A 24683-nucleotide genomic window follows, 5' to 3' on the forward strand; every position below is an offset into this window, starting at 1 on the left:
GTGATGTCAAATCAATTGCAAAAACTAGCTTGGATGACAGGATTGAGTTTGGTATTAGTTAACTTCCCTGCGTTAGCAGAAGATAACCAAAAACCAATAACAAAAATTTCTCAATTAAGTGATATAGAAAAACCTGCAACTACTATTCAACAATGGCTGGCTCAATCTCTGGTTCAAGTAACAGGTGTCCAGTTGCAAACCACCGAGCAAGGGATAGAGGTAATTTTAGCCACTAATCAATCAGATAAACTGCAACTGACCAACAAGAGTGAGGGTAATAGCTATATTGTTGAAATTCCCAATGCTCAACTGAGCCTATCTAGTGGCGATACATTCCGCCAGGAAAAACCAACTGCGGGAATTAGTGAAGTTATAGTCACAAATTTAGATGCAAATACAATTCGTGTGACAGTAACAGGTGAAAGTGGTGCGCCGCAAGTCGAATTGTTTGATGGTGACGAGGGTTTAGTTTTCGGGGTTGTCGCAACTGTAAGCACTACTCAAACACCACCGCAACCAGAACAACAACCAAGTAACGAAACCCAGCCAGAACAACCATCTGCACAAAATGAAGCACCTATTGAACTGGTAGTTACGGGTGAACAAGATACATATCGTATCCCAGAAGCATCAGCAGCCACTAGAACCGACACCCCAATTCGGGACATTCCCCAGTCAATTCAAGTAATTCCTAAACAAGTTTTAGAAGACCAGAAGGTTATTCGACTTACTGATGCAATTCGTAACGTGAGTGGTATTGTCGAAGGTGATACTTTTGGCGGGACAAATGACAACTTCAATCTTAGAGGCTTCGATTTTATTTCTACTTTTCGTAATGGTTTAAGAGAAACCGGCTTTGTATTGCGAGAGCTTGCTAATATCGAGCAAATAGAAGTTCTTAAAGGCCCGGCTTCTGTTTTATATGGAAATTCTGAACCAGGAGGAATCATTAATTTAGTAACGAAAAAACCTCTTGCTACTCCTTATTACTCTGCCGATTTATCTGTAGGTAACTACAATTACTATCGTTCTACCATTGATTTATCAAGTCCTCTTAACACAGATAAATCATTACTATATCGACTAAACGTTGCCTACGAAAATGCTGGTAGTTTCCGAAATTTTGTCAATAGTGAGCGAGTCTTTTTTGGGCCAGTTTTTGATTTAAAACTGGGTGAGAACACTAACATATTGTTTGATGTTAGTTATGTCAACGATGAGCGCACAATGGATCAAGGTATAGTTGCTTTTGGACGGGGTATTGCTGACATTCCTACTAGTAGGTTCTTGGGTGAACCAGGAGATGAACGCACAGTAGAAGAGGTAAATGTTGGATACCGCTTAGAGCATCGTTTTAGTGACCAATTAACCCTCCGCAATGCTTTTCGCTATACTTCACAAGATACCTTTGATTATCGCGCCCAGCCTCTGGCAGTTGACGAAGCAACTGGTGAACTCTCGCGCAACTTCCGTTCTAATGATGATTACCGTGAGACATACTCTCTACTAACAGATATTGTTGGTAAATTTAAGACAGGTTCAATTGAACATACACTCTTGTTTGGATTTGATCTGGCTCGACAAAAGAGCGATGGTTCTCAAAGACGGCTACCTGGGGGACTCACTCCATCAATAAATATTTTTAACCCGGTTTACAACGTTATCCCCAGACCTGCGCTGTCTGAATTAACCAATGTAGTTAGAGATGGTAAATCTACAACTGATTCATTGGGTATCTATTTGCAAGATCAGATAGCATTTTCAGACAAATTCAAGTTAATGCTAGGTGGTCGTTTTGACGTTGTGGAGCAAGACCAGTTTGATAGGCTTTCAGATACTCGTACTCTTCAGTATGACGAAGCTTTTACTCCTCGGATTGGTGTTGTTTACCAGCCAATTAAACCGATTTCACTTTATGCTAGTTATAGTCGCTCGTTTGTTCCCAATTTTGCCCAGCGTGCTGACGGGACATTTTTACCCCCTGAACGTGGTAATCAATATGAAGTCGGAATCAAGGCAGATTTGAATGAAAAATTTTCAGCGACATTAGCAGCTTATGAAATTACTAGAACAAATATTGCTACACCCGATCCCAATGACCCTGATGGCTTTAGCATTCCTGTTGGGGAACAGAGAAGTCGAGGAATTGAACTGGATATATCTGGTGAAATTTTGCCGGGATGGAATATTATTGCTGCTTATAGTTATACAGATGCCACAGTCACAAAAAGTAATGATTTAAGGGTTGGTTCTAGAGTACCCAAAGTACCTGAACACAAAGCAAGTTTGTGGACTACTTATCAATTTCGACAGGGCAATTTGCAAGGTTTGGGCTTTGGTTTAGGGTTGTTTTATCTTTCCGATAGAGTAGGTGGTGATATTCCTACCCCTGAGTTTGACGATACTTTCACATTACCTAGTTATCTGCGAACTGATGCTGCAATTTATTACAAGCGAGATAATTGGAAGGCTGCTATCAATATCGAAAACTTGTTTGGTGTCAGATATATTGAGTCATTTAACTTTGGTAGAAATACAGTGATTCCGGGCGCACCATTTACAATTATCGGGTCAATTACTTTTGAGTTTTAATCAAGACATAAAGAGGAGAAAGTATTAAAGTGTATCGTCACCTAAAATCATTTTTGCTAGGATTTGTTACTATTATTTTGCTTTTGGCTTGCCATAGTAATATTTCACAAAATGCAACTCAAGGTGACAATACCTTACTGACATCTCCTCTACCGATAGCTACAAAAGTAGTCAAACACGCTTTGGGTGAAACAATAATTCCCATCAAGCCACAGCGAATTATTGTATTAAATGATATTGGTCTTTTAGACCCGGTATTGTCTTTGGGTATCAAACCAATTGGTACAGTCAGTTATTTTCCAGAGTACGACTTTTTATTCCGTGGTGTAACTAATGAGGAAGCGGCTGGTATCGAGATAATTGGTACTGGAAATCAGCCTAATTTAGAAAGTGTTCTTAAGCTCAAACCAGACTTAATTTTGATGCGTGAATACCAGAAAAGTTTGTATAAAGAATTATCTGCGATCGCACCTACGGTTATGGTAGACTTGCCGGGTCTAAACTACTCTTTTAAAGAAAATCTCCGCTTTATTGCTCAAGTGCTGGGTGAGTCTAAAAAAGCTGAACAAGTTATTACTCAATACTACGCAAGAGTCAAAAATTTGCAACGTGTCATGGGTGAACGACTCAAAGAAATAGAAGTATCTGTCATTTATCTATTTGATGAAAATTTACTTGGTACATTTGCTGACAATGAAACATTTAATCAAGTTTTTCAGGATATTGGTATTCAACTTATACCTGTACTAGCAAATCAAAAAGAAGATACTTTAGTATCAAGTGTTGAGGTATTAAATAAGTACGATGCCGATATTTTGTTTGTTATGAATAGTAATAAACATTTGTCAAGAGCTTTTTTCAAAAATCCTCTTTTAACTACGCTCAAAGCCACAAAAAAGAATCAAGTGTATGAAGTCCAAGTAGATAGATGGTGGACATTCGGCTTTTTTGGAGTCAATAAGCTACTTGATGATTTATTTAAATATCTGGTGCAGCCATAGCCTGAGTGACAATTCAACACCCAGAGTTCGGTTAGGGACTTTCAGATAAAAGAATATCCAAAATGTAGGGTGCGTCAGTATGAATCATTTCTGGATATAGTTAGGTTCTATCGCACTGACGCACCCTACCAAACCGTCAGTTTCGGATAATTTATTTCCTGGTGTTCCCTTAAAGGTAGATGAATTTTGTAAAACATTTTACATTGTTTGCTATCTAGCCTACAGACATAGTAGCATAATGAGAGATAATCTCAATAAATACCAAAAACTGTAGCTGTAAGATATTAATTGCTGAGAACTATGACAATAGTGTTTTGTGACCAAGATTGGGAAGAAATATTAGAAGAACATCAAAAGCATCATTTCTGTAGCTCAAATTGCGTTGTTGATGAGAACTATACACAAGCAGATACAAAATATTTTGCTTGGCGGGAATGGTATATGCCACTTCGTTCTGGTTTAAAAATTAGAATTTATGAATTTAAACCTACAGATAATTTTATTCAAATTGGCAAGCATGGTCATTCTAATACCACAACATTAAGTTTTTTTATTAAGGGTAACTCTCAAACAATTTTACAAGGTATAACAAATTCGGCAAATGAAATTGTAGGGCGTAATTATATAGAATATGCACCCAATATTCTAGAAAGTGATGAATATGTAGCCAATCAGCAGGTTGTCAGAGTACAAATTTGCCTTGAACCTGCAAAATTTTTTCAAGATTTTGAGCCTCATCAGTTACAACAACTTCCCTCAGAATTACAAATATTTGCTGCGAGTGGTGAAATACAACCTTATTATCGTCAGGGAATTACAACACCAGAAATGCAGATAGCTCTACAGCAGATTTTAAATTGTCCTTTTCAAGGAATAATGAAACGTCTGTATTTAGAAGCTAAAGCAATTGAATTGATGACACATCAATTTAGCCAGTTTACAAAATCTGTATCAAATTCTGATGATAAATCACTTGTAAAAACTGATGATGTTGAAAGGATTTATCAGGCTAAAGACATATTAATTAATAACTTTAAAAATCCACCTTCATTATTAGAAATAGCCCGACAAGTAAAACTGAATGATTGCAAATTAAAGCAGGGTTTTCGTCAAATCTTTGGCACAACAGTCTTTGGTTATTTACACGATTATCGAATGCAGCAAGCATATATGCTGTTAAATACTGGTTGCATGAAAGTCCAAGAAGTAGCTAAAGCCGTTGGCTATGCTAGTCCTAGTTCCTTTAATTCTGCATTCAAGAAAAAATTCGGCGTGAATCCAAAAGCATATCAAGTTAAAAGATACAAGGAATAAATTTACAATTTATCGACATCTCACTTCAGCAAAAAAAAACTCCGTTTGGAAGAAGAAAAAAATCCGTTTGGAACAATTTTTAGTCTTCAAATAGATTTTGTAATCACGGTAAAGTTATTGAGAAAGATTTTTAGTTACTTTTGGCAAAACTGATTTTGACTGGTGGGTGAGGAGAATGATCAAGTTGCAACAACTGCTTTGGATGGCCAGTTTGAGTTCGATTTTAGTTACTATACCTGCTATTGGCGAAGAAATAAAAAGCACCAGTACAGAGGAAAAATCAGATTATCTTAACCCTGGAAACAACGTTAAACAACTGCTAGCTCAATCACTTATTCTGATTCCAGAAATCAGATTACAACCTACAGATAAAGGGCTTGATGTAATCTTAGAAACCAATCAAAGTGACAAGCTTCAACCAGTAGTGAGAAGTGAGGGCAATAATTACATTGTAGATATAAGCAACGCACAACTGCGTCTATCTAGTGGCGATACATTCCGCCAAGAAAAACCGACTACGGGAATCACTGAAGTTATAGTTACAAATTTAGATGCAAACACGATTCGTGTGACAGTAACAGGTGAAACGGGTGCGCCGCAAGTCGAATTGTTTGATGGTGATGAGGGTTTAGTTTTCGGGGTTGTCCCAACTGTAACTACTACTCAAACACCACAGACACAACCAACCCCACCGCAACCTAGTAGCGAAACCCAGCCAGAACAACCATCTGCACAAAATGAAGCACCAATTGAATTAGTGGTAACAGGCCAGCAAGATAGATACCGTGTACCCAATGCTTCCACTGGGACTAGAACTGATACCCCGATACGAGATATTCCTCAGACTATTCAAGTAGTTCCTGAAGAAGTGATTAGGGATCAAAAAGTCACCCGTTTAAGAGACGCACTGCTGAATGTTGGTGGTGTACTTCAAGATGGTGGGTTTGCTGGTACAGCAGACCAAATTGGTATTCGAGGATTTTTTGGCGGAGGTCTTTTTGGTGGTGGTATTTTAGTTGATGGCTTCAAAGATGGACGAAGTGGTATTAGAGAAACTGCAAACGTTGAGCGTATAGAAGTCCTCAAAGGGCCAGCTTCAGTTTTATATGGTGGCGTTGAACCAGGAGGAGTCATTAATTTAGTTACAAAGCAACCTCTGAGAGAGCCATTTTTTAATGCTGAATTGTCAGTGGGTAGTTTCTCCACATTTCGCCCAAGTATAGATATTTCTGGGCCACTAAATTCCGAGAGAACTCTATTATATAGGCTCAACTCTGTTTACGAAACTTCTAATGGATTCCGTGATTTTAATCAAGATACTCAACGATTTTTCATTTCACCCATTTTAAAATGGGAAATTGGCAAAGCCACTAACTTAACGTTGCAATTTGACTATCTCAATGATGAGCGTCCATTTGATCGGGGATTTTTGGCTTTTGGTGAGGGTATTCTTGACACTCCTCTAGAGCGTTTTTTTGGTGAACCAGATGATGTGAGAAAAGTTGAAGAAGTCGGATTGAGCTATCGTTTAGAGCATAATTTTAACGATAATTGGAAAATCCGTAATGCTTTCCGATATCAGAGTTCCGATACATTTGATTATCGTGCTGAACCTGTGAGTTTGAATGAAACAACAGGTATTTTGTCACGTAATTTTAGATCCAATGATGACTATCGAGAAACTTATACTTTACAAACTGATTTAGTTGGTAAGTTTACTACAGGCTCGATTAATCATACTCTATTATTTGGTATTGATTTAGCTAGAGCTACACAAGGCGGAACTCAAAAGCGATTACCTGGAGGACTTACACCAAGTATTAATGTATTCAATCCAGTTTACAATGTCATACCCAGACCTGGTTTAGAAGCATTAACCAACGTTGTGCGCGATAACCAAGATACCAGCGATGGTCTAGGAATTTTCTTGCAAAATCAAATAGCGTTTGCAGATAATTTAAAATTTCTCGTGGGTGGACGGTTGGATATTGTAGATCAAAATAGTAAAGATTTACGAGATGGTTCTGAATCGAATCAATACGATACAGCTATTACCCCAAGATTGGGTATTGTGTATCAACCTATTGAACCTGTTTCTCTTTACGCTAGTTACAGCCAATCATTTCAACCAAATTTTGGTATAAGAGTAGATGGTTCAGTTCTACAACCTGAACGGGGAACTCAGTACGAAGTGGGAGTAAAAGGTGAATTTTTAGATGGTAGATTAGCCGCGACTTTGGCAGCTTATCATATTACTAAATCGAATATTGCTACAACTGATCCAGCGAATCCAGACTTTAGCATTCCCATAGGAAAACAACGCAACCAGGGTATTGAGTTCAATGTTGCAGGACAAATTAGTCCAGGTTGGAATGTAATCGCATCTTATTCTTACATTGATGCCGAGATTACTGAAGATAACAGTGGTTTGGCGGGGAATCGTCCAGCCAATGTCCCATTTAATACAGCTAGTTTGTGGACAACTTACGAATTGCAACGCGGTAGTTTGCAGGGTTTAGGTTTTGGTCTAGGCTTATTTTATGTAGGCGATCGCCTAGGTGATGCAGACAATACCTATACCATCCCCAGCTATCTGAGAACAGATGCAGCAATTTACTATCAACGTAATAATTGGCGGGCTGGGATTAATATCCAAAATCTGTTTAATGAAAAATATTTTCAAGGATCAAATTTTGGTAGAGTTGCCATAGAACCTGGCGCACCATTAACAGTGATTGGTAGTTTTTCTGTGACATTTTAATTCTGAGTAAACTCAGGTTTGAGGTATGAGATTCCATCATGAATGACATTTATATCAAAATCAAAAGCTTAACTCGTTGGTTACGATTTGGCATAGCAATATTTTGCAGTTTATTGCTGGCTGTAGCTTGTCATCGTGGTGGTTCTCTACCTATTCGTGATTACACTACCAACGCAGCTTGTCGTCAGGTTGAACACACTGCGGGAATCGCCTGTATTCCAGAAAAGTTTGAGCGAGTTGTCACTTTAGATGGAGTTTCCTTAGAAAATGCGATCGCACTAGGTATTAAACCCGTTGGTAGTGTGATTTCCGATTTCTCATCATATTGGCAAGAGTATCTGACAGGAGTAAAAAACATCGGGGTTGACGAACCTAATTTAGAAAGTATTCTCGCACTCAAACCAGATTTAATTTTAGGTCTTGACTATCGACAAGACATTTATAATATTACTTCTAAAATTGCGCCAACAGCTTTGTTTAAATTTGAAAATAGTGGTCAATGGAAAGAGATATTTACAAATTACAGCTTGGCATTAGGTAAGCGGGAAGTTGGTGAAACAGTGATGAAAAATTATTACCGTCGTCTTGAGGAATTTAAGCAAAAAATGGGTAATGATTTATCAAAAATCAAAGTATCTGTAGTGCGGATATACCCTAATAACATTAATATATATTTACTCGATTCTTTCTGTGGAAAAGTTTTGCAAGATGCAGGATTATCTCGTCCCGAATCCCAAAATATCAAGGAATCACAGGCAATAAAATTATTTGGCAACTCTGTGCAAGTTTCTATTGGTAATGAACTAATTGAACAAGCAGACGGTGATGTTATATTTATTTGGACTGGTCAAAATACCAGTCAAGGCAATGAAACAGCTAAAAAGAACTTAGAGCAACTGCAATCAAATCCCATTTGGAAAAATTTAAAAGCTGTCAAAAAAAATAAGGTTTATCTAGTTCCAAGTTACTGGATTGGTAGTGGTATTTTAGCTGCAAATGCAATTGTTGATGATTTATTTAAGTACCTCATAAATACACCATAAATCCCTTGTCAGAGTTTGCTGTTTGCTGTTTAGTATTTAATAATTTGCTACAGTGAGGATGATCCCGCAGTGAGGATTAGCCAATGGTTAGAAATTACTCTTTACATGATTTTTTCTCTTGTTGTTGCTGACAAGAATGTAGACGATAAGCAATAAGAATGAACTACTGAACTCATATTTGGCATTTCTTGACGACAATTGGGACAAAACCAGTAAATTCTACTACTACGAATATGTTGTAGTAGTTTTTCATTACAACAAGGGCAATCACTCATACTTAAAAATTCATTATTTGTGTTGCTAAATTTGCCATTATATGGTGTGTAATTATGGAAACTTAAGTCAATAACTAGCTTGACTGATGAAGATTTTTTCAATTAGAAAAATGTGCGGGAGAATTTCATCTCCCACAAGAAAGCTTGATAATGGAGGTAATGGATTTGTACAAGCATAATCTAACAAATTATCTTAATAATTGCAATACTTTATCAATAGTGTTAATTGAGTGATCGCGATTCGCCAAGCATTCCGTACTGGAATTGGGGGGCTTTTGGTTTATGCTATTATTTGATTTTTCACCTGTTATGGCGTGCGGCTACTGGGATGACTGCTTATACAAGTCAGGTGATGGGCTACGCTTCACCGGAGGCGATCGCCATCGGGAAGCAATCATCAGTTGGGTGTGCGATCGCTTGCAATCCTTTACACTAGATTTATTGATATTATTTTGCAATAATTTGTATTGCTTGCAATCTTAATTTTGATACATACCAGATAGAGATAATGTCAATTACGATTTCACAACCAGCTTTCTGGGAACTTTTTTCAGAAATCGAAGAAATCCAAAACCAGTGTGCAGATAAGTTTGAGATGTTTTGCCAATATCCCCAGGCGTTGGGGGAAGGAAACCTCCGATATATTCACTTGCGGGAAGGGTTAGATTTAACAATTGCTGATTATCAGCTTCATGACTGTCTGATTCTCAAATCTCCAGAACGCCGACATGGTATAGAGTTCACTTTTTATCTATCTGGTGGTCACAAAAATCAATTTAACTCTGCTTTTGCTGGACAATACGCTATTTGTAGTAGCGGTATTGCACCTAAAGAATGTTATGAATGGTTAGCAAATCAGAGAACTCTGGCAATTAATCTTCATATCGAACCAGAGTTTTTTTGCTCATGTCTAGACCTTAAATCTGAGCAAAAATCGGCTCAAATCGCTCATTTACTGGGAACACCAGAAAAAAAGTATTATGTGCGTTCAGGTAAGACTACCTCTGTGATGACAATGGCTTTACAACAAATTCTCCAATGTCCCTACCAGGGTGTTACTAAGCGTATATATTTAGAAAGTAAAGCTTTAGAGTTAATGGCATTGTTAATAGCAGACGAGTTAGCACTAGGAGAAAGTAAAAAAGGTGCCTATTACCTCAAATCAGATGACATAGACCGCATTCACTATGCAAAAGATATTTTGTTACAGAATATAGACAATCCTCCTTCCCTAATCGAACTAGCGCATCAGGTGGGTTTGAATGACTGCACTCTCAAAAGAGGTTTCCGTCAAGTGTTTGGTACAACGGCTTTTGGCTATTTGCATCACCAGAGATTAGAGAAAGCCGGACAACTTTTGGCAATAGGTGAAATGAGTATAGGAGAAGTAGCTCGTGCAGTTGGTTTTGCAGACCGCAGCTATTTTGCAGCCGCATTTCGTAAGCAGTATGGGGTAAATCCTAGTGTGTATTTGCGAACCCACCAAAAACCAATGAGAAATTCCGCCTAGCCATCAAGAAATTCCGTCTAGCCATCAAGTTTATACTTCACATTTTCAAGCTTTCCTGTAAGCTTCTTGATAGTAATTACTAAATGCTGCACTGATGACAATGACCATGTTCCCGCTATTAAGGAAGTCTGGGAGTTAAATTTTGCAGTTTGCAAGACCATTTACGTAGAAAATTTCTCAATCTTTTGGATTTGGTTGTGTGGAGTTATGGCTAGTCAACTGCAAAGGCTTGTTTTGATGACAATATTAGCCTTGGTGTTCATTAATTTACCAGGGCGGGCAGAAGATAAACAACACGAAATTGAAAAACCTGCTACCAGTATTAAAAAATTGCTTTCCCAAGCACAAATTCAGATTACCAATGTCAAGTTACAAACCACTGACAAAGGGATAGAGATAATTTTAGAAACAAATCAAGGAGAAAAGCTAAAACCCATAAATAAAAGTGAGGGGAATATCTATGTATTAGAAATCCCCAATGCTCAATTAAATCAGGAATTTCGCCAAGAAAATCCTGCTAGTGGAATTAGAGACGTAATTGTTAGCAATCTGGATTCCAACACTATCAGGTTGACAGTTACAGGTGAAACAGAATTACCCAAGATGGAGTTGTTTGACAGTGACGAGGGTTTAATTTTTGGTGTAGAAGTTGTTGCATCTTCTGTTCCCACATCTCCGCAACCAGAAACACAACAGCCACAGACAGAACAACCATCTGCGGAAGTTGATGACTCAATTGAATTGGTAGTGACAGCGACACGAACAGAGGAAGCGATCGCCAACGTACCGCGCAGTATAACAGTTATTACCCGCGAAGAAATCGAGAAACAATCAACCGTCACCAATGATTTAGGAGACATCTTAGGGCGGACAGTTCCAGGCTTAGGGCCACCAAACTCCCTGAATCGCGCTGGTAATGCTCAAACTTTGCGGGGTCGTCCGGTGTCGATTTTGATTGATGGCATACCACAGCAAGGTAATTCCTTTGTCAACACTCAGTTAGAGTATATTTCCCCGGATGCCATTGAACGGATTGAAGTTGTACGTGGCCCTACAGCCGTCTTTGGTCAAGGTGCATCTGGTGGTGTCATTAATATTATTACCAGAAAGCCTACGGAAGAAGGATTTACTTCCACTGCTCAAGTCGGGATCAGTGCGGCGGCTGGTGGCGATGCTTTCTTGGGAGAAAATAGCTTTGGGAATTACCTGCAATATGGATTTTCCGGTAAAGATGGAATTTTTGATTATGTATTTTCCCTATCTCGCAATAGCGTTGGCGGTTTCTTTGATGCGAATGGCGATCGCATTCCTAGCAATAATGCCACATCAGACGATACTGTATCTACCAATATTTTAGGCAAGATAGGAATTGATGTTGGGGAACAACAACGCTTACAATTTACTGTCAATCATGGTAATAATTCCCGTGAAATTAATTTTATTGGTGATCCGATTACCCGGACAATCCCTGGATTACAAACAACCCGTGCCTTAAAACAAAATCAGGTTTACGAAGGCACTAATGCGCCTAGAATTACCAGTACATCTGTCAACCTGAGTTACAGTAACGATGCAGTTTTTGGTAGTAAGCTGCAAGCTCAAGCCTATTATCGCAGTTCCGAAGAGTTAGGAGTTGGCAGAGATGATCGGGGTCGGTTTGCAGATTCCATCAATCGCTTTCGTTCTTCTGAAGAAGCTTTTGGTGGTAGATTGCAGATTCAAACACCCTTAGCTGCGTCTGTATCCTTATTATGGGGAGCGGATTACGAGCAACAACAAGAAGGGGATACCCTGCAAGAGATATTTGACCCCGTAGCTTTTGATGGCAGCAGTAGCGATCGCCGAATTCTTCGGAAAACTAGAGAACAAGTCTATTATCCAGCCTTTGATTTGAGTGGATTAGGATTGTTTGCTCAGTTGCAATGGGATGCAAGCGAGCAGTTAATTCTCAGTGGTGGTGTGCGTCACGAACGCTTTAACTTTAGTGTGGATGAATTCACGCCGTTGTTAGACAACAACTTTGATCCCTACGTAGGGCCGAGTGTAGCAGGGGGTGAATTAGACTTTAGTGACACCGTATTTAATGTTGGTGTCGTTTATAAAGTCACACCTGAAGTTAGCTTTTTTACTAATTTTGCTCAAGGTTATTCAGTACCGCAATTGTTCCGTGTCCTCAACTTCCTACCCCCTGGATTCAGCATTGACAGAGATGTTCGCTTCCTACAACCGCAAAAGATAGATAATTACGAAATTGGTGTCCGTGGTACTTGGAATAATGTCCAAGCAACTTTAGCCGGATTTTTTAACTATTCTGCTCTGGGTCTATCTTCCAGAGGTCAACCAGATGGTACGATTCAGTATATTCGCGCTCCGCAAAGAAACTATGGGATTGAGGCGACTTTAGATTGGCAAGCAACAGAAAAATGGCGGCTTGGTAGTAGTCTTACTTGGACAGAAGGGGAAGATGATCAAAATGAAGATGGTGATTTCAATGCTTTACGAACATTAGAAGTTCAGCCATTAAAGTTAACAGCTTATGTCGAAAATCAAACTACTCCAGGCTGGCGTAACCGTTTGCAATTACTCTATGTTGGTAATCGCGATCGCGGTTTTGAAGCTGGTAGTGATTTTGTCAAGATTCAAGATTATCTGGTTGTCGATTACATCAGCAGCTTTCAAATTGGTGCGGGGAATTTAGAAGTAGGTATTCAAAACCTACTTAATAATAAATACTCCTCTGTATTTTCTCAAGCAGGTGGTGGACTTGATGAACTTTTGTATAACTTAGAACGCGGTAGAAGCATTAGTGTTAATTACCGCATTAGTTGGTGATTAGGTATTGGGGACTGTGAATAGGGAATTTATCACTTTTTCAAGGAGGAAAAAATTAAAATAAGAAGTTACATTAATCTATTTTTATTGGGTTTGGTTTCTATCATTTTTTTCTGGAATTGTCAGTATATTACTGATAATCACGCCAGTCAATTTGATAGTACCTTACCTATTTCTAAATTACCAGTAGCTACACGAATGGTGAAACACGCTGGAGGAGAAACAAAGATTCCTATTAAACCCCAACGGATCATCACTTTACATGATTCGACTATCCTTGATCCCGTTTTGGCTTTGGGTGTAAAACCAATTGGTATAGCTACCTATGCTCCCGAACAAGGAGTTTTATTTCGTGGCATAACTGAAGATGAAGTAAAGAGTATTCAACAAGTGGGTAGTGCTTTTCAGCCTTCTCTTGAAAAAATACTCACGCTCAAACCTGATTTGATATTAGGGCGAGAATATCAAAAAAATATTTATACTCAACTGAGTAATTTTGCTCCTACGGTATTAGTTGACTGGGGGAGTTTCACTTCTTTTCAGGATAATTTTCGCTATATTGCCCAAATATTAAATGAGGAAGAACAAGGGAAGTTGGTATTACAGCAATACCAAAAAAGAATTCGGGATTTCCAAGATAGGATGGGTGAGAGGCTACACAAAATAGAAGTTTCTGTGATTGGATTTTCTGGACAAAGTATCAAATCCTTAAATCGTGATGCCGTATTTAACCAAGTTTTAGATGATGCGGGTGTTAAACGTATATCAATTCAGAAAAATCAGCAAGAAAGATATTTAGAAATAAGTATAGAACATCTCAAGAAATATGATGCAGATGTTTTGTTTGTAATTAATGAATCTAAAGAGCAACTATATCATGATTTAAAAAATCCTCTTTGGCAGCATTTACGAGCAGTCAAGAATCAACAAATATATGTAGTAAATCAAAGTGATTGGTTTGCTGGTGGCCCTTTGGGAGTTAATAAAATTATTGATGATTTGTTCAAATATTTAGTGAGGTAGATTGGAATATGTCAATTAACAAGACTCAAAATCATTGCCGTTTTTGTTCAGAAATTTCTCAAGCTAACGGTGAAGACCCAATTGGAACAGCGATCGCTGTGGAACAATATTTAATTATTGAAGCTGCACAACCTTGGCCGATTCCAATTTGGATTGAACCTGATCCTATGCCACAGGGAGTATTAGACGCTTTAAACTTTGTTTGGGAAGTTGGACGGACGATCAGACAGTTGGCGATCGCACCAGATAAAGAGTATTCTATTCCAGGTTATAAACACGTATTTCACTATCGCCGCCCAGCCGGGTTATTTGCTGAGTATGAGAAACAAGCATTTCTGGTACCTGATGCTGAAATTGGTGATTTAGCCTTGGCTTTAATTAAAGAACCAGAAAATTTACCAGATTTTGAACCATATCGACAAAACACTACACATATTAGAGAATTACTTGTCTGCACACATGGTAATGTTGATGCTGCCTGTAGCAGATTTGGTTATCCTATTTACAAAAAATTGCGTGCTGAATATGCTGCAACTCATGTAAACCTGCGCGTTTGGCGATGCAGTCATTTTGGCGGACATCAGTTTGCACCTACCCTAGTTGATCTACCAATAGGACATTACTGGGGTCACATCAAGCCGGAAATTTTAGATGTATTAGTATGGCGTAACAGTTCTGTCCAAGAACTTTATCCCTACTATCGGGGATGGGGTGGTTTATCCAAGTTTGCACAAATTGTAGAACGAGAAATATGGATGCAAGAGGGTTGGAGTTGGCTGCAATATCCAAAATCAGGGCGAATATTAGCTCAAGATAAAATTAATCAAGAATGGGCAGATGTTCAGATTGATTTCACTGCAATTGATGGCAATAGATGCGGCACTTATAAAGCCAAGGTAGAAGTAAGCAGTTATGTGATGACCGCTTTTTCTTCAGGAGAAAACGAACCTTTAGAACAAATTAAACAGTATCAGGTTAGCCATCTAGTAGCAGTTTGATATCATGTTGGCTACAGCACGTCAGTTAGATGAATTTCAGGGGAGCGATCGCCACCCTCATAAAATCTGTATTCTTTTCTATTAGTGAACTAATTAATAATTATTTTCAATTGTTTGAGCATAAGTATTTAGTAAAATACTGATATTTTTCAGATACTATTCCTGTGCTGTGAATAGGACGATCAGCCTAACAGCATGACTACGCTTACCTCAAACTTCAAGATTCTGAGCTAGAGAGTCATATCATGTTTGCTTGATTGCTTAATAAAGCCCGAAGAACCCCACCCCGCAGTTTGCATCTTACCCTCCCCGTTTACCTACGGTGTACACACAATTCTTGGCGCAGTATATCTATCACACCTCGGAATCAATTCCGAGTCTAATAGCGCAAGTCCTCTTGAAAGCACTCAATAAAAAATTCTATCCAGTCCACTTCAGTGGACTTTCGCTATTAGCATAGAAATTAAGTTCTAGGCGGGATATAGGTTCAGCATGAAAATTTTTGACTTGTGTGTACACTGTAGTCCCGTTTACGGGGAGAGAATTAAGGGGAGCCAGCCGCGTGGGCAGGTTTCCCGACTTGTACCCATGCGGGGAAGCGATCCTGACTTTTACAAAAATTTTTCTTCATTTACTGCAAAAGTATTGCAATAAATCTGATAAGATATGCTCGGAGCTTATTGAATATCTATCTCAATAAGTATTTCCACATCACAACCATTTCAATCTATTCTTAGGAAATGACACGATGACGAGCATGGCTGTGCAAACCCCAGACTCAATTCCTTGGTGGTCAGGGAACGCTCGGTTAACTAATCTTTCAGGGCGACTGTTAGGCGCTCATGTGGCTCATGCAGGTTTAATTGTACTGTGGGCAGGGGCAACAACCTTGTTTGAAGTCGCCCGTTTTCAGACATCGCAAATCTGGCACATTACCAGCGAGCCTTCAGATTTTGTCAAAAGTCTCTTTGTCTGGTCAGGTGAAGCATATCTTTCCTACAGCTTAGGTGCGTTGAGCTTAATGAGTTTGATAGCAGCTTATTTTGTCTCTATCAACACACTGGCTTACCCTGTAGAGTTTTTCGGGCCAGCTTTGAGTATTGGGTTTGACCGCTTCCCTTACTTCCAAGGTGCAGATTTACTCTCCTCTCGCGTGTGGTTAGCAAATGCTCACTTTTGGCTGGGCTTTTTCTTCCTGCAAGGGCATCTTTGGCACGCCCTCCGCGCTGCGGGTTTTGATTTCCGTACCGGGAAAGTTCTACGTCCAACCCGTGGGGAGGTAATTTAACTATGACTACGGCAACAATCAGCCCTCAACAATATGGATGGTGGGCAGGTAACGCTAGATTTATTAATCTCTCAGGTCGGCTATTAGGAGCGCATATTGCCCATGCAGGCTTGATTGTTCTGTGGGCAGGGGCAATGACTTTATTTGAAATCACCAAATACAACCCCTCCCTACCAATATACGAACAAGGGTTAATCTTACTGCCTCATTTAGCCACCCTAGGATTTGGTGTTGGCGACGGGGGACAAATCATTGATACTTATCCCTATTTCGTGATTGGTGTAGTGCATTTAGTCAGTTCGGCTGTACTCGGTGCTGGCGGCATTTATCACGCCTTGTTGGGGCCGGAAGTATTGGCCGAAAACAATCAATTTCCTGGCTTCTTTGGTTACGACTGGGAAGATGAAGACAAGATGACCACAATCATCGGCATTCACCTACTTCTATTAGGTGCAGGTGCTTGGTTGTTGGTAGCAAAAGCTTTATTCTGGGGTGGTCTTTATGATCCCGCAGTTGCATCTGTCAGAGTCATTACCGAACCGACTATCAGCCCGACTCGAATTTTTGGCTATCTCTTTGGTGCATTTGGCAAGCAGGGAATGGCGGCTGTCAATAACTTAGAAGATGTTGTTGGTGGTCATATCTGGGTAGGTATTCTCTGCATCGGTGGCGGATTTTGGCATATCTTCACTCAACCTTTTGCTTGGGCGAAAAAGGTACTTTTTTGGTCTGGTGAGGCTTACTTATCCTATAGTCTGGCTGCTCTAGGATACATGGGTTTATTGGCAGCATACTTTGTGACTGTCAATGACACCGTTTATCCGACTGAGTTCTATGGGCCTTTGGGATTGAGTAGTACATCAGGGGTGATTTCGGTTCGCACTTGGTTAGCAACCAGCCATTTTGCTTTAGCAATTGTGTTTCTATCTGGTCATATCTGGCACGCTTTAAGAGTGCGTGTCTTAGATGCTGGATTGAATTTTGAACAGGGAGTAGTCAACTATCTGGATACGCCAGAATTAGGAAACCTGCAAACCCCAATCAATACTTCTGATTTGACGCTGAAGTTTTTGGTAAATCTGCCAATTTATCGTCCGGGTTTGTCTTCCTTTGCGCGTGGTTTAGAAATTGGCATGGCGCATGGCTATTTCTTACTTGGCCCCTTTGTGAAATTAGGCCCTCTGCGGAATACAGAGTTTGCCAATCAAGCTGGATTACTCACAACGATCGCTCTGTTGTTGATTTTATCAGTTTGCCTGTGGCTGTATGGTGGCGCATGGTTTAAAGAAGGCAAATCTCCCCAAGGTGAGTTACCAGAAAATCTCAAAACACCTAAGTCTTGGAGTGAGTTTAATGCTGGGTGGATAGTTGGTAGCTGTGGCGGAGCTTTATTTGCTTACTTGCTCATCACTAATAGCAGTTTGTTTTTCTAAATATTAGGTGTGAAAATGGCGAAAAAAATTGGTTTATTCTACGGTACTCAAACGGGTAAAACTGAATCGGTAGCAGAAATTATTCGGGATGAATTTGGTGATGGTGTGGTGGAATTACACGACATTTCCCAGGCGGATACTGCTGATTTTGATGAGTATCAATGTGTGATTGTTGGTTGTCCTACTTGGAATATTGGTGAACTCCAAAGCGATTGGGAAGGCTTTTATCCAGACTTAGATGAAATAGATTTTAATGGCAAGATGGTCGCCTATTTTGGCACTGGTGATCAGATAGGCTATGGCGATAATTTTCAGGATGCGATCGGCATTTTGGAAGAAAAGATTTCCCAACGCGGTGGTAAAACTGTAGGCTATTGGTCTACTGATGGATATGATTTTAACGATTCTAAGGCTTTAAGAAATGGTAAGTTTGTTGGTTTGGCGATTGATGAGGATAATCAATCTGATTTGACTGATGAACGTATCAAGGCTTGGGTGTCTCACTTGAAGAGAGAGTTTGGTTTGTAGTTTGATTATTTGTACCTGATGTTTGACTACTGATGCACACAGAGAATTTGGTTTTTAAACGCAAAGGTGCGCTGAGGTTTACGCAAAGGTACGCTGAGGTTTGAAAACTATCTGTGTGTATTTGTGGTTAAGTTTTGAGTGTTTATTTCTGTTCACTGTCACCTGTAACCTCTGTTTATTATGTCTGATGCTATTGATGTTGTGTGGATCAGTTCTAGTCCTGTATTACAGCGTTTTGATAAGCCTTTACTACAATATTTATCACAATATGTGAATGTGGCTCAGTGGGAATATCGTCATGGCAAAGATGAAGGTGGTTCGATAGATGAGGCTGTAGATTTATTGGCTGAGTTTTTGTCACAGTGTCCTCATCCAATAGATTTAGGAGGTCATGGTGCGGGTGGTGCGATCGCTTTAACTTATGCGCGGCGATATCCTGAAAAAGTGCGATCGCTCATTCTCTTAGCTGTAGCCTCTCAACCTGCAAATACTTGGCACGCTCACTATTATCTGCAAAGACAAGTATTTACCATGAGTCGTGAGCAGGTACTAGCAAGTAGTGTTCGTCATCTGTTTGGTGAGCAACCACATAATACTACTAAAAAGTTAATAGCGGTGTTAGATAGAGATTTAGAGCAAACTCCCTTGTTACACTCTCTTTTTAAGTTGGTTGATTTACCTACAGGTGGGGTTTCGATGCCGATGCTGGTATGTGGTAGTAAGAATGATACCATTGTTAATCCGCCTGCATTACAAAACTGGTTGCATTGCTTTAAGCCAGAAGATCATCTCTGGGAATGTCCCAAAGGACATCATTTTTTTCATTACTTCTATCCTCAACAAGTCGGCGAACAAATGTTGAACTTTTGGCAACTTTATTATCCACAACCAAGGGACACAACTGTACTCTTTTCCAGCACTTTGATCAATTAACAAGTATTTTTTGGGGGTGTAAATACTCCCCTACTTAATTTATTATCCAACTGTTTGACAGCGACGAAATTAGCTCTTTTCGTCTGTTTTTTGCTGTTAAATTTACCGCAATCAATAATTGTTAAGTTTTATTAAAATAACTATTAATTAGGAATAATTTTCAATAAATTAGATTTGTAATCAACAAAATCAACTATTAACTTCAGGCATTAAATTGACTCTAGTTATTCTCTCGACTGTTTGATGCTGAAGTTAATCAGCCAATACTTGAGTATTTCTAGCAACAACTCTATAAATTAGAAACCAATGCAGATATACGATAATCCCAATGTCAAATATGATTGGTGGGTTGGTAATGCCCGCTTCGCCGACCTCTCTGGCTTATTTATCGGCGCACACGTAGCTCAAGCTGCGCTCACAACCCTGTGGGCAGGCGCGTTTACATGGTTTGAAATCTCTCGTTACCAACCTGATATTCCAATGGGTGAGCAAGGACTCATCTTGTTACCGCATTTAGCTACTTTGGGTTTTGGTGTCGGTGCAGGTGGTCAAGTAGTCAATACTTACCCTTACTTCGTCATTGGAGCTTTGCATTTAATTTCGTCTGCCGTTTTGGGAGCAGGTGCGCTCTTTCATACTTTCAAAGGACCGCGCAATTTAAAAAACACTACTGGTTTTGCTCGTAAATTTCACTTTGAATGGAACGACCCGAAACAACTGGGTTTGATTTTAGGGCATCATCTCCTGTTTCTGGGCATAGCAGCTTTATTACTGGTAGGAAAAGCTGTGTTTTGGGGAGGACTATACGACTCGACAATTCACGCTGTCAGAGTAGTAACCAACCCCACCCTCAACCCCTTTGTTATCTATGGCTATCAAACTCACTTTGCCACTGTTAACAATTTAGAGGATTTGGTTGGTGGTCATATCTATGTAGGTTTAATCCTCATTGGCGGCGGTATTTGGCACATCGTCAAAGAGCCGTTACCTTGGGCGAAAAAACTCTTAATCTTTTCTGGTGAAGCTATTCTTTCCTATTCTTTAGGTGGTATTGCCTTAGCTGGATTTGTTGCCGCTTATTTTTGTGCAGTCAACACCTTAGCTTACCCTGTAGAGTTCTATGGTGCGCCCTTGGAATTAAAATTTGGTGTCACTCCTTATTTTGCTGATACAGTCAAGTTAGCCAATGGCGGCTACAGTGCTAGAGCATGGTTAGCTAATGCCCACTTCTTCTTAGCTTTCTTCTTCTTGCAAGGTCATCTCTGGCACGCCCTCCGCGCTATTGGTGTTGACTTTAGACAAGTTGAAAAGTCATTGAATGCTATTAGCAGTGAATCATAGGTAGTGTTGAGTTTTGAGTGATGAGTTGTGCTGAGTTAGTTCAGAACTCACTCGGCACTTTCCTAGAAAGACTGCCCATAACGTGACTTGATTACAAAATTTCACATCTAGAAATCCAAAGTTGTATAACTGTGACAATTTCTACTGATAGAACCTTCGCCGCAAACACACAATTACCTTGGTTAATTGGTAATGCTCGTTTGACTGATTTATCTGGTCAATTATTAGGCGCACATATTGCCCATGCAGGCTTAATTATGTTTTGGGCAGGAACAACTACCATCTCAGAAGTGCTGCGTTTTGTTCCTAATGTACCAATGTATGAGCAAGGTTTAACTTTATTACCACACCTAGCCACTTTAGGTTGGGGAGTAGGTGCTGGTGGTCAAGTATTTGATACCTATCCCTATTTTGTGATAGGTGTTTTGCATTTAATTGCCTCTGCGGTGTTGGGTGCAGGGGGACTATTTCATGTGTTTCGCGCTCCAGCAATTTTATACAATAATGGTGGCAGGACAGCGAAATTTCATTATGAATGGAATGACCCTAAACAATTGAGTTTAATTTTAGGACATCACCTAATTATTCTGGGTTTAGGAGCATTCTTGCTCGTGCTAAAAGCTATGTTTTTTGGCGGCATTTATGATACTCATTTGGGAGATGTACGCCTCATTACTAATCCTAGCCTCAACCCAGGTACAATCTTTGGCTATTTAGTCGGGTTGAAAGATCATATCTGGCATCCTTTAGGATTAGCCAGTGTTGACAACTTAGAAGATGTCATCGGTGGTCATATTTGGATTGGTGGCATTTTAATTGTGGGGGGTGTATGGCATATTATCATACAGCCCTTTACTTGGGTAAGACGCATTTTACCAATAGAACATGGTGAAGAAATCCTGTCTTACAGTTTGCTGGGTTTAGCCTTGATGGCTTGGATTTCTGCCAGCTTTGTAGGATATAACACTACAGTTTTTCCACCAGAATTTTACGGTTCACAACGTTTAGTTGCAGCAAATATTCAATTTTTTCTAGGGATATTAGCCTTCTTAGGTTATGTTTGGCACGCTTGGAGAGCGCGGAGCATTTCCTAACTAATCATTTCTAGTTCCCTCAACACTAGCTATTCTCAAGTTCCTTCCCCTGCCTGCGGTTGAAAGTAGTTGACTGTGGGCAATTTCCTAAAACTTTTTGTGGAGTAACAAATAGTTATGGCTACAATTTTCTGTGCCTTATCTGCATGGGCAATAATGATTTTATTGCTTTGGAGTATTTGGAGGACTCTCAAAAAAGGGATAAGTTTTTTGTGGAGATTACATCAAGTTCCTTGTCATAATTGTGAGTTTTTTACTAATGATTATCGCTTAAAATGTACGGTGCATCCTAAAAAAGCTTGTTCTGAGCAGGCGATTGAGTGTATTGACTTTGAGCCGAAAACTGCTGCTTGTAATGCTTGCCAAAAGGGTCGAAACTGGAAGTTAGGCAAGAGAAGTTGATAATTAAATTCAATTTCAGCTAGGCAAGAAATGTTATTTATTACTGTTCAATTATCTGATTATTAAATATTCAACCTATTCCTGATTAAATCCCATGAATACTAACTCTGATTTCCTCTCTGAATTATGTGACTTTCTCTATCCTCGTAATCCATATCATGGACAATTCAATGCTGAGTATGTAGCTTTTAATGCCCATCTGCAAGAGTTTTCTCAACGTGTCAACTATATTTGTAGTCTCCAAACAGGTGGAAAAATTTCTCCCGAAGAAGCCTACAAACAAATTCACCAACTTTGGAAGCAATTAAAACAAATGAAAAAATCTCTATAAGCAGTGAATTAAAGAAGGAAAAATTAAATTTTGTTAGGGTGCGTCAGTATGAATAATTTTTTGGTAAATCTGGTTTTTCTTGCACGGACGCACCCTACTAACCGTCTATTTGAAATAATTTATTTTTTGGTGTTTCCTAAACACAACACTTACACCCTGATACATCCTGTATTGTCTAAGTCTATGTTATTCATTTAACAGGTATATCCTGATGGAGCAAGGATTAAAATTACTAACTAAATTGGTGGTAGAGTTTGCACCAATGGTTGCGAACTTAATACAAAATCAAGCAGAAAATAGTCTGGCTACCAGTAATTATCAACTGCCAAAAATTCTTAAAGAATTCTCTCAATTTATCAATGCTCCTCAAGCAACTAAAAGTTTTTCTATAAATTCTGAAACAGCAAAAGTTCAACATCAACTAGCAGTTGATCAGCGTGAAACACAACTACAAGTAGTCAACCAAGAACAAGAAACTAGACTTAAATTACCAGAAGTTTATAAAATCCTGGATAATTGGCCTTTGAGATTATATCCTGCACAAATTTTAGACTCTCATACCAATAATCAACGCAAGCCACTTAAAATTTTTATTGTGCCTCTACAAGTTAAACTTGACCAATTTAATATTCTCAATAATAAAACTTCAGAAATAGAGTTAATTTTGGCTGAGGGTTTACGAAAATTTCTGACTCAACATTATTCTCTTCAAAGTACAATTAGAGCAACGGAATTTTTAGCAGGAGCTTGGTATAGTAAAAGTTTTCACGATGAATCTAGTATTAAAGCTTTATTTAATGTACTGAAAACAGAACCTATTTTAATCTTAGAGTCAGAAATTGATGGAGATTATCTTAATTTTCGCATTGCTTACTGGGGCATAGGACAAGAAAATTACCACTCTCAACAAATTACTCGATTACCATATAAAGCAATTATTCAGGAATCTGTCAAAAGTCGGGCATTAGCATGGAAGGAAATTAGAGATAAGCTATTAAATTTAGGAGAAAATCTCGAAGATATTCAGCAAATCGGTCAAGATAATATATATAATTTGGAAGTTTTAGAAAAAATTGAACACTGGGAACAAGAAGGTGTAGATATTAGTAAGCTATCTCTAAAATATCAAGCTAATCATCAAGACTTAGAAAAACTTTACCCAACATTAATTACTTGTCATTCTCTCGTTGCGGCTTGGATAGCTGATGTTTATTACTTAGTTAACTATGATGTACCTCCCCTTTTACCAGAATTGCTCCCTAGTTTGTCGGCAGATAAACTAGATTTACAGTTATTACAAACAATTGTTGCAGGTTATCAACAGGCTTACCAAGGATTAGACAAAAACCGACGTGATTTGATCCCAGAGTTGACTTTACAGTTAGCCTACAGTTTATCTCATTTAAGCGATCGCACTTGGGTACAAGCACAAGTTGATTACTCTATAAGCACATGGTTGGAGTTACGTCAAGTCTCAATCCAGGAATTCTCTCACCCTTTAGAAGCGATCGCATCAGTCATCAAAATCGCAGATGAGCCATACGTGCAGAAGTTGCAAGCATATTTTCAGGCTATAAGCGATCGCCAAAGTATTTTAGCAGTTGAAAAACTCTTAAATATCATTGCCCATCTCAAACAGCAACCCACTCAGGCAATTGCTCATTATAGCCATACCTTAACTGCACATTTCAGCCCAATTATCGCCATCAGTGCGAATGCAGAGATATTAGTCAGTGGATGTGCAGATAAAACCATCAATGTCTGGAATTGGCAAACTGGTAAACAAATCTGCACTCTTGGGGACAAGATAGAATGGCACTAAGAAAAGCTAGAAGCCATACATTTCAGGGGCTACAGCTTTTAATGCCCATTTAGCAGTAATAGCCTGAGTCAGGCGATCGCTCTGAGAAAGATGATGTATGGTTGGCCAAAAATTTTTGTCGGTAGAAAAAGCTTGCTCGCTCATGAAATACTTTTTGAAGAC

The 24683-nt window shown here is 39.1% G+C and carries 20 protein-coding genes; 19 read left to right on the forward strand and 1 reads right to left on the reverse strand.

Going from position 1 to position 24683, the window contains the following annotated elements:
- Positions 1 to 3: 3 nt before the first annotated feature.
- From NOS7524_RS15985 to NOS7524_RS16070, 19 genes are all read left to right on the forward strand, one after another.
- On the forward strand, positions 4 to 2592 hold the full coding sequence (locus tag NOS7524_RS15985) for a TonB-dependent siderophore receptor (protein WP_015139520.1): 2589 nt from the start codon (positions 4 to 6) through the stop codon (positions 2590 to 2592).
- A 29-nt stretch (positions 2593 to 2621) separates the two neighbouring features.
- Positions 2622 to 3593, forward strand: coding sequence for an iron-siderophore ABC transporter substrate-binding protein (locus tag NOS7524_RS15990; protein ID WP_015139521.1), 972 nt, complete (start codon positions 2622 to 2624; stop codon positions 3591 to 3593).
- A gap of 300 nt (positions 3594 to 3893) precedes the next feature.
- Entirely contained in the window at positions 3894 to 4907 is a 1014-nt protein-coding gene (locus NOS7524_RS15995) for a helix-turn-helix transcriptional regulator (RefSeq protein ID WP_015139522.1), read from the forward strand.
- A gap of 175 nt (positions 4908 to 5082) precedes the next feature.
- Complete coding sequence (locus NOS7524_RS16000) at positions 5083 to 7668, forward strand: TonB-dependent siderophore receptor (protein ID WP_015139523.1); 2586 nt, start codon at positions 5083 to 5085, stop codon at positions 7666 to 7668.
- Between the two features lie 38 nt (positions 7669 to 7706).
- The gene (locus tag NOS7524_RS16005; protein ID WP_015139524.1) at positions 7707 to 8711 is read left to right on the forward strand and encodes an iron-siderophore ABC transporter substrate-binding protein; all 1005 of its coding nucleotides are present in this window, start codon (positions 7707 to 7709) and stop codon (positions 8709 to 8711) included.
- A 501-nt stretch (positions 8712 to 9212) separates the two neighbouring features.
- Positions 9213 to 9422, forward strand: coding sequence for a hypothetical protein (locus NOS7524_RS29535; protein ID WP_144050878.1), 210 nt, complete (start codon positions 9213 to 9215; stop codon positions 9420 to 9422).
- 72 nt (positions 9423 to 9494) lie between these two features.
- Complete coding sequence (locus NOS7524_RS16010; protein WP_015139526.1) at positions 9495 to 10496, forward strand: helix-turn-helix transcriptional regulator; 1002 nt, start codon at positions 9495 to 9497, stop codon at positions 10494 to 10496.
- Between the two features lie 207 nt (positions 10497 to 10703).
- Positions 10704 to 13328 carry a TonB-dependent receptor domain-containing protein gene (locus NOS7524_RS16015; RefSeq protein WP_015139527.1) on the forward strand — a complete coding sequence of 875 codons (2625 nt, stop codon included), beginning with the start codon at positions 10704 to 10706 and terminating at the stop codon, positions 13326 to 13328.
- A 93-nt stretch (positions 13329 to 13421) separates the two neighbouring features.
- On the forward strand, positions 13422 to 14351 hold the full coding sequence (locus NOS7524_RS16020; protein ID WP_235622353.1) for an iron-siderophore ABC transporter substrate-binding protein: 930 nt from the start codon (positions 13422 to 13424) through the stop codon (positions 14349 to 14351).
- Positions 14352 to 14359: 8 nt separating this feature from the next.
- Entirely contained in the window at positions 14360 to 15349 is a 990-nt protein-coding gene (locus NOS7524_RS16025) for a sucrase ferredoxin (protein ID WP_015139529.1), read from the forward strand.
- Positions 15350 to 16106: 757 nt separating this feature from the next.
- Positions 16107 to 16637: a hypothetical protein gene (locus tag NOS7524_RS16030; RefSeq protein WP_041555359.1), complete on the forward strand. Its 531-nt coding sequence runs from the start codon at positions 16107 to 16109 to the stop codon at positions 16635 to 16637.
- A 2-nt stretch (positions 16638 to 16639) separates the two neighbouring features.
- Entirely contained in the window at positions 16640 to 18070 is a 1431-nt protein-coding gene (locus NOS7524_RS16035; RefSeq protein WP_015139531.1) for a chlorophyll a/b binding light-harvesting protein, read from the forward strand.
- A 15-nt stretch (positions 18071 to 18085) separates the two neighbouring features.
- Positions 18086 to 18598: a flavodoxin FldA gene (gene fldA / locus NOS7524_RS16040; RefSeq protein ID WP_015139532.1), complete on the forward strand. Its 513-nt coding sequence runs from the start codon at positions 18086 to 18088 to the stop codon at positions 18596 to 18598.
- A gap of 180 nt (positions 18599 to 18778) precedes the next feature.
- Positions 18779 to 19531: an alpha/beta fold hydrolase gene (locus NOS7524_RS16045; RefSeq protein WP_015139533.1), complete on the forward strand. Its 753-nt coding sequence runs from the start codon at positions 18779 to 18781 to the stop codon at positions 19529 to 19531.
- A gap of 306 nt (positions 19532 to 19837) precedes the next feature.
- The gene (locus NOS7524_RS16050) at positions 19838 to 20872 is read left to right on the forward strand and encodes a chlorophyll a/b binding light-harvesting protein (RefSeq protein WP_015139534.1); all 1035 of its coding nucleotides are present in this window, start codon (positions 19838 to 19840) and stop codon (positions 20870 to 20872) included.
- Between the two features lie 131 nt (positions 20873 to 21003).
- Positions 21004 to 21966: a photosystem II protein gene (locus tag NOS7524_RS16055; protein WP_015139535.1), complete on the forward strand. Its 963-nt coding sequence runs from the start codon at positions 21004 to 21006 to the stop codon at positions 21964 to 21966.
- Between the two features lie 117 nt (positions 21967 to 22083).
- Complete coding sequence (locus NOS7524_RS16060; protein WP_015139536.1) at positions 22084 to 22368, forward strand: hypothetical protein; 285 nt, start codon at positions 22084 to 22086, stop codon at positions 22366 to 22368.
- A gap of 94 nt (positions 22369 to 22462) precedes the next feature.
- A complete protein-coding gene (locus NOS7524_RS16065; RefSeq protein ID WP_015139537.1) occupies positions 22463 to 22699 on the forward strand; it encodes a DUF7219 family protein in 237 nt (78 codons plus the stop codon).
- 211 nt (positions 22700 to 22910) lie between these two features.
- Positions 22911 to 24521, forward strand: a complete 1611-nt coding sequence (locus NOS7524_RS16070; protein ID WP_015139538.1) for a WD domain, G-beta repeat-containing protein — start codon at positions 22911 to 22913, stop codon at positions 24519 to 24521.
- Between the two features lie 6 nt (positions 24522 to 24527).
- On the opposite strand, the gene NOS7524_RS30120 is transcribed toward NOS7524_RS16070, so the two are convergent.
- Positions 24528 to 24665, reverse strand: coding sequence for a hypothetical protein (locus NOS7524_RS30120; protein WP_171815344.1), 138 nt, complete (start codon positions 24663 to 24665; stop codon positions 24528 to 24530).
- Between the last annotated feature and the right edge of the window lie 18 nt (positions 24666 to 24683).

This window comes from Nostoc sp. PCC 7524 (assembly GCF_000316645.1).
Taxonomy (GTDB): domain Bacteria; phylum Cyanobacteriota; class Cyanobacteriia; order Cyanobacteriales; family Nostocaceae; genus Trichormus.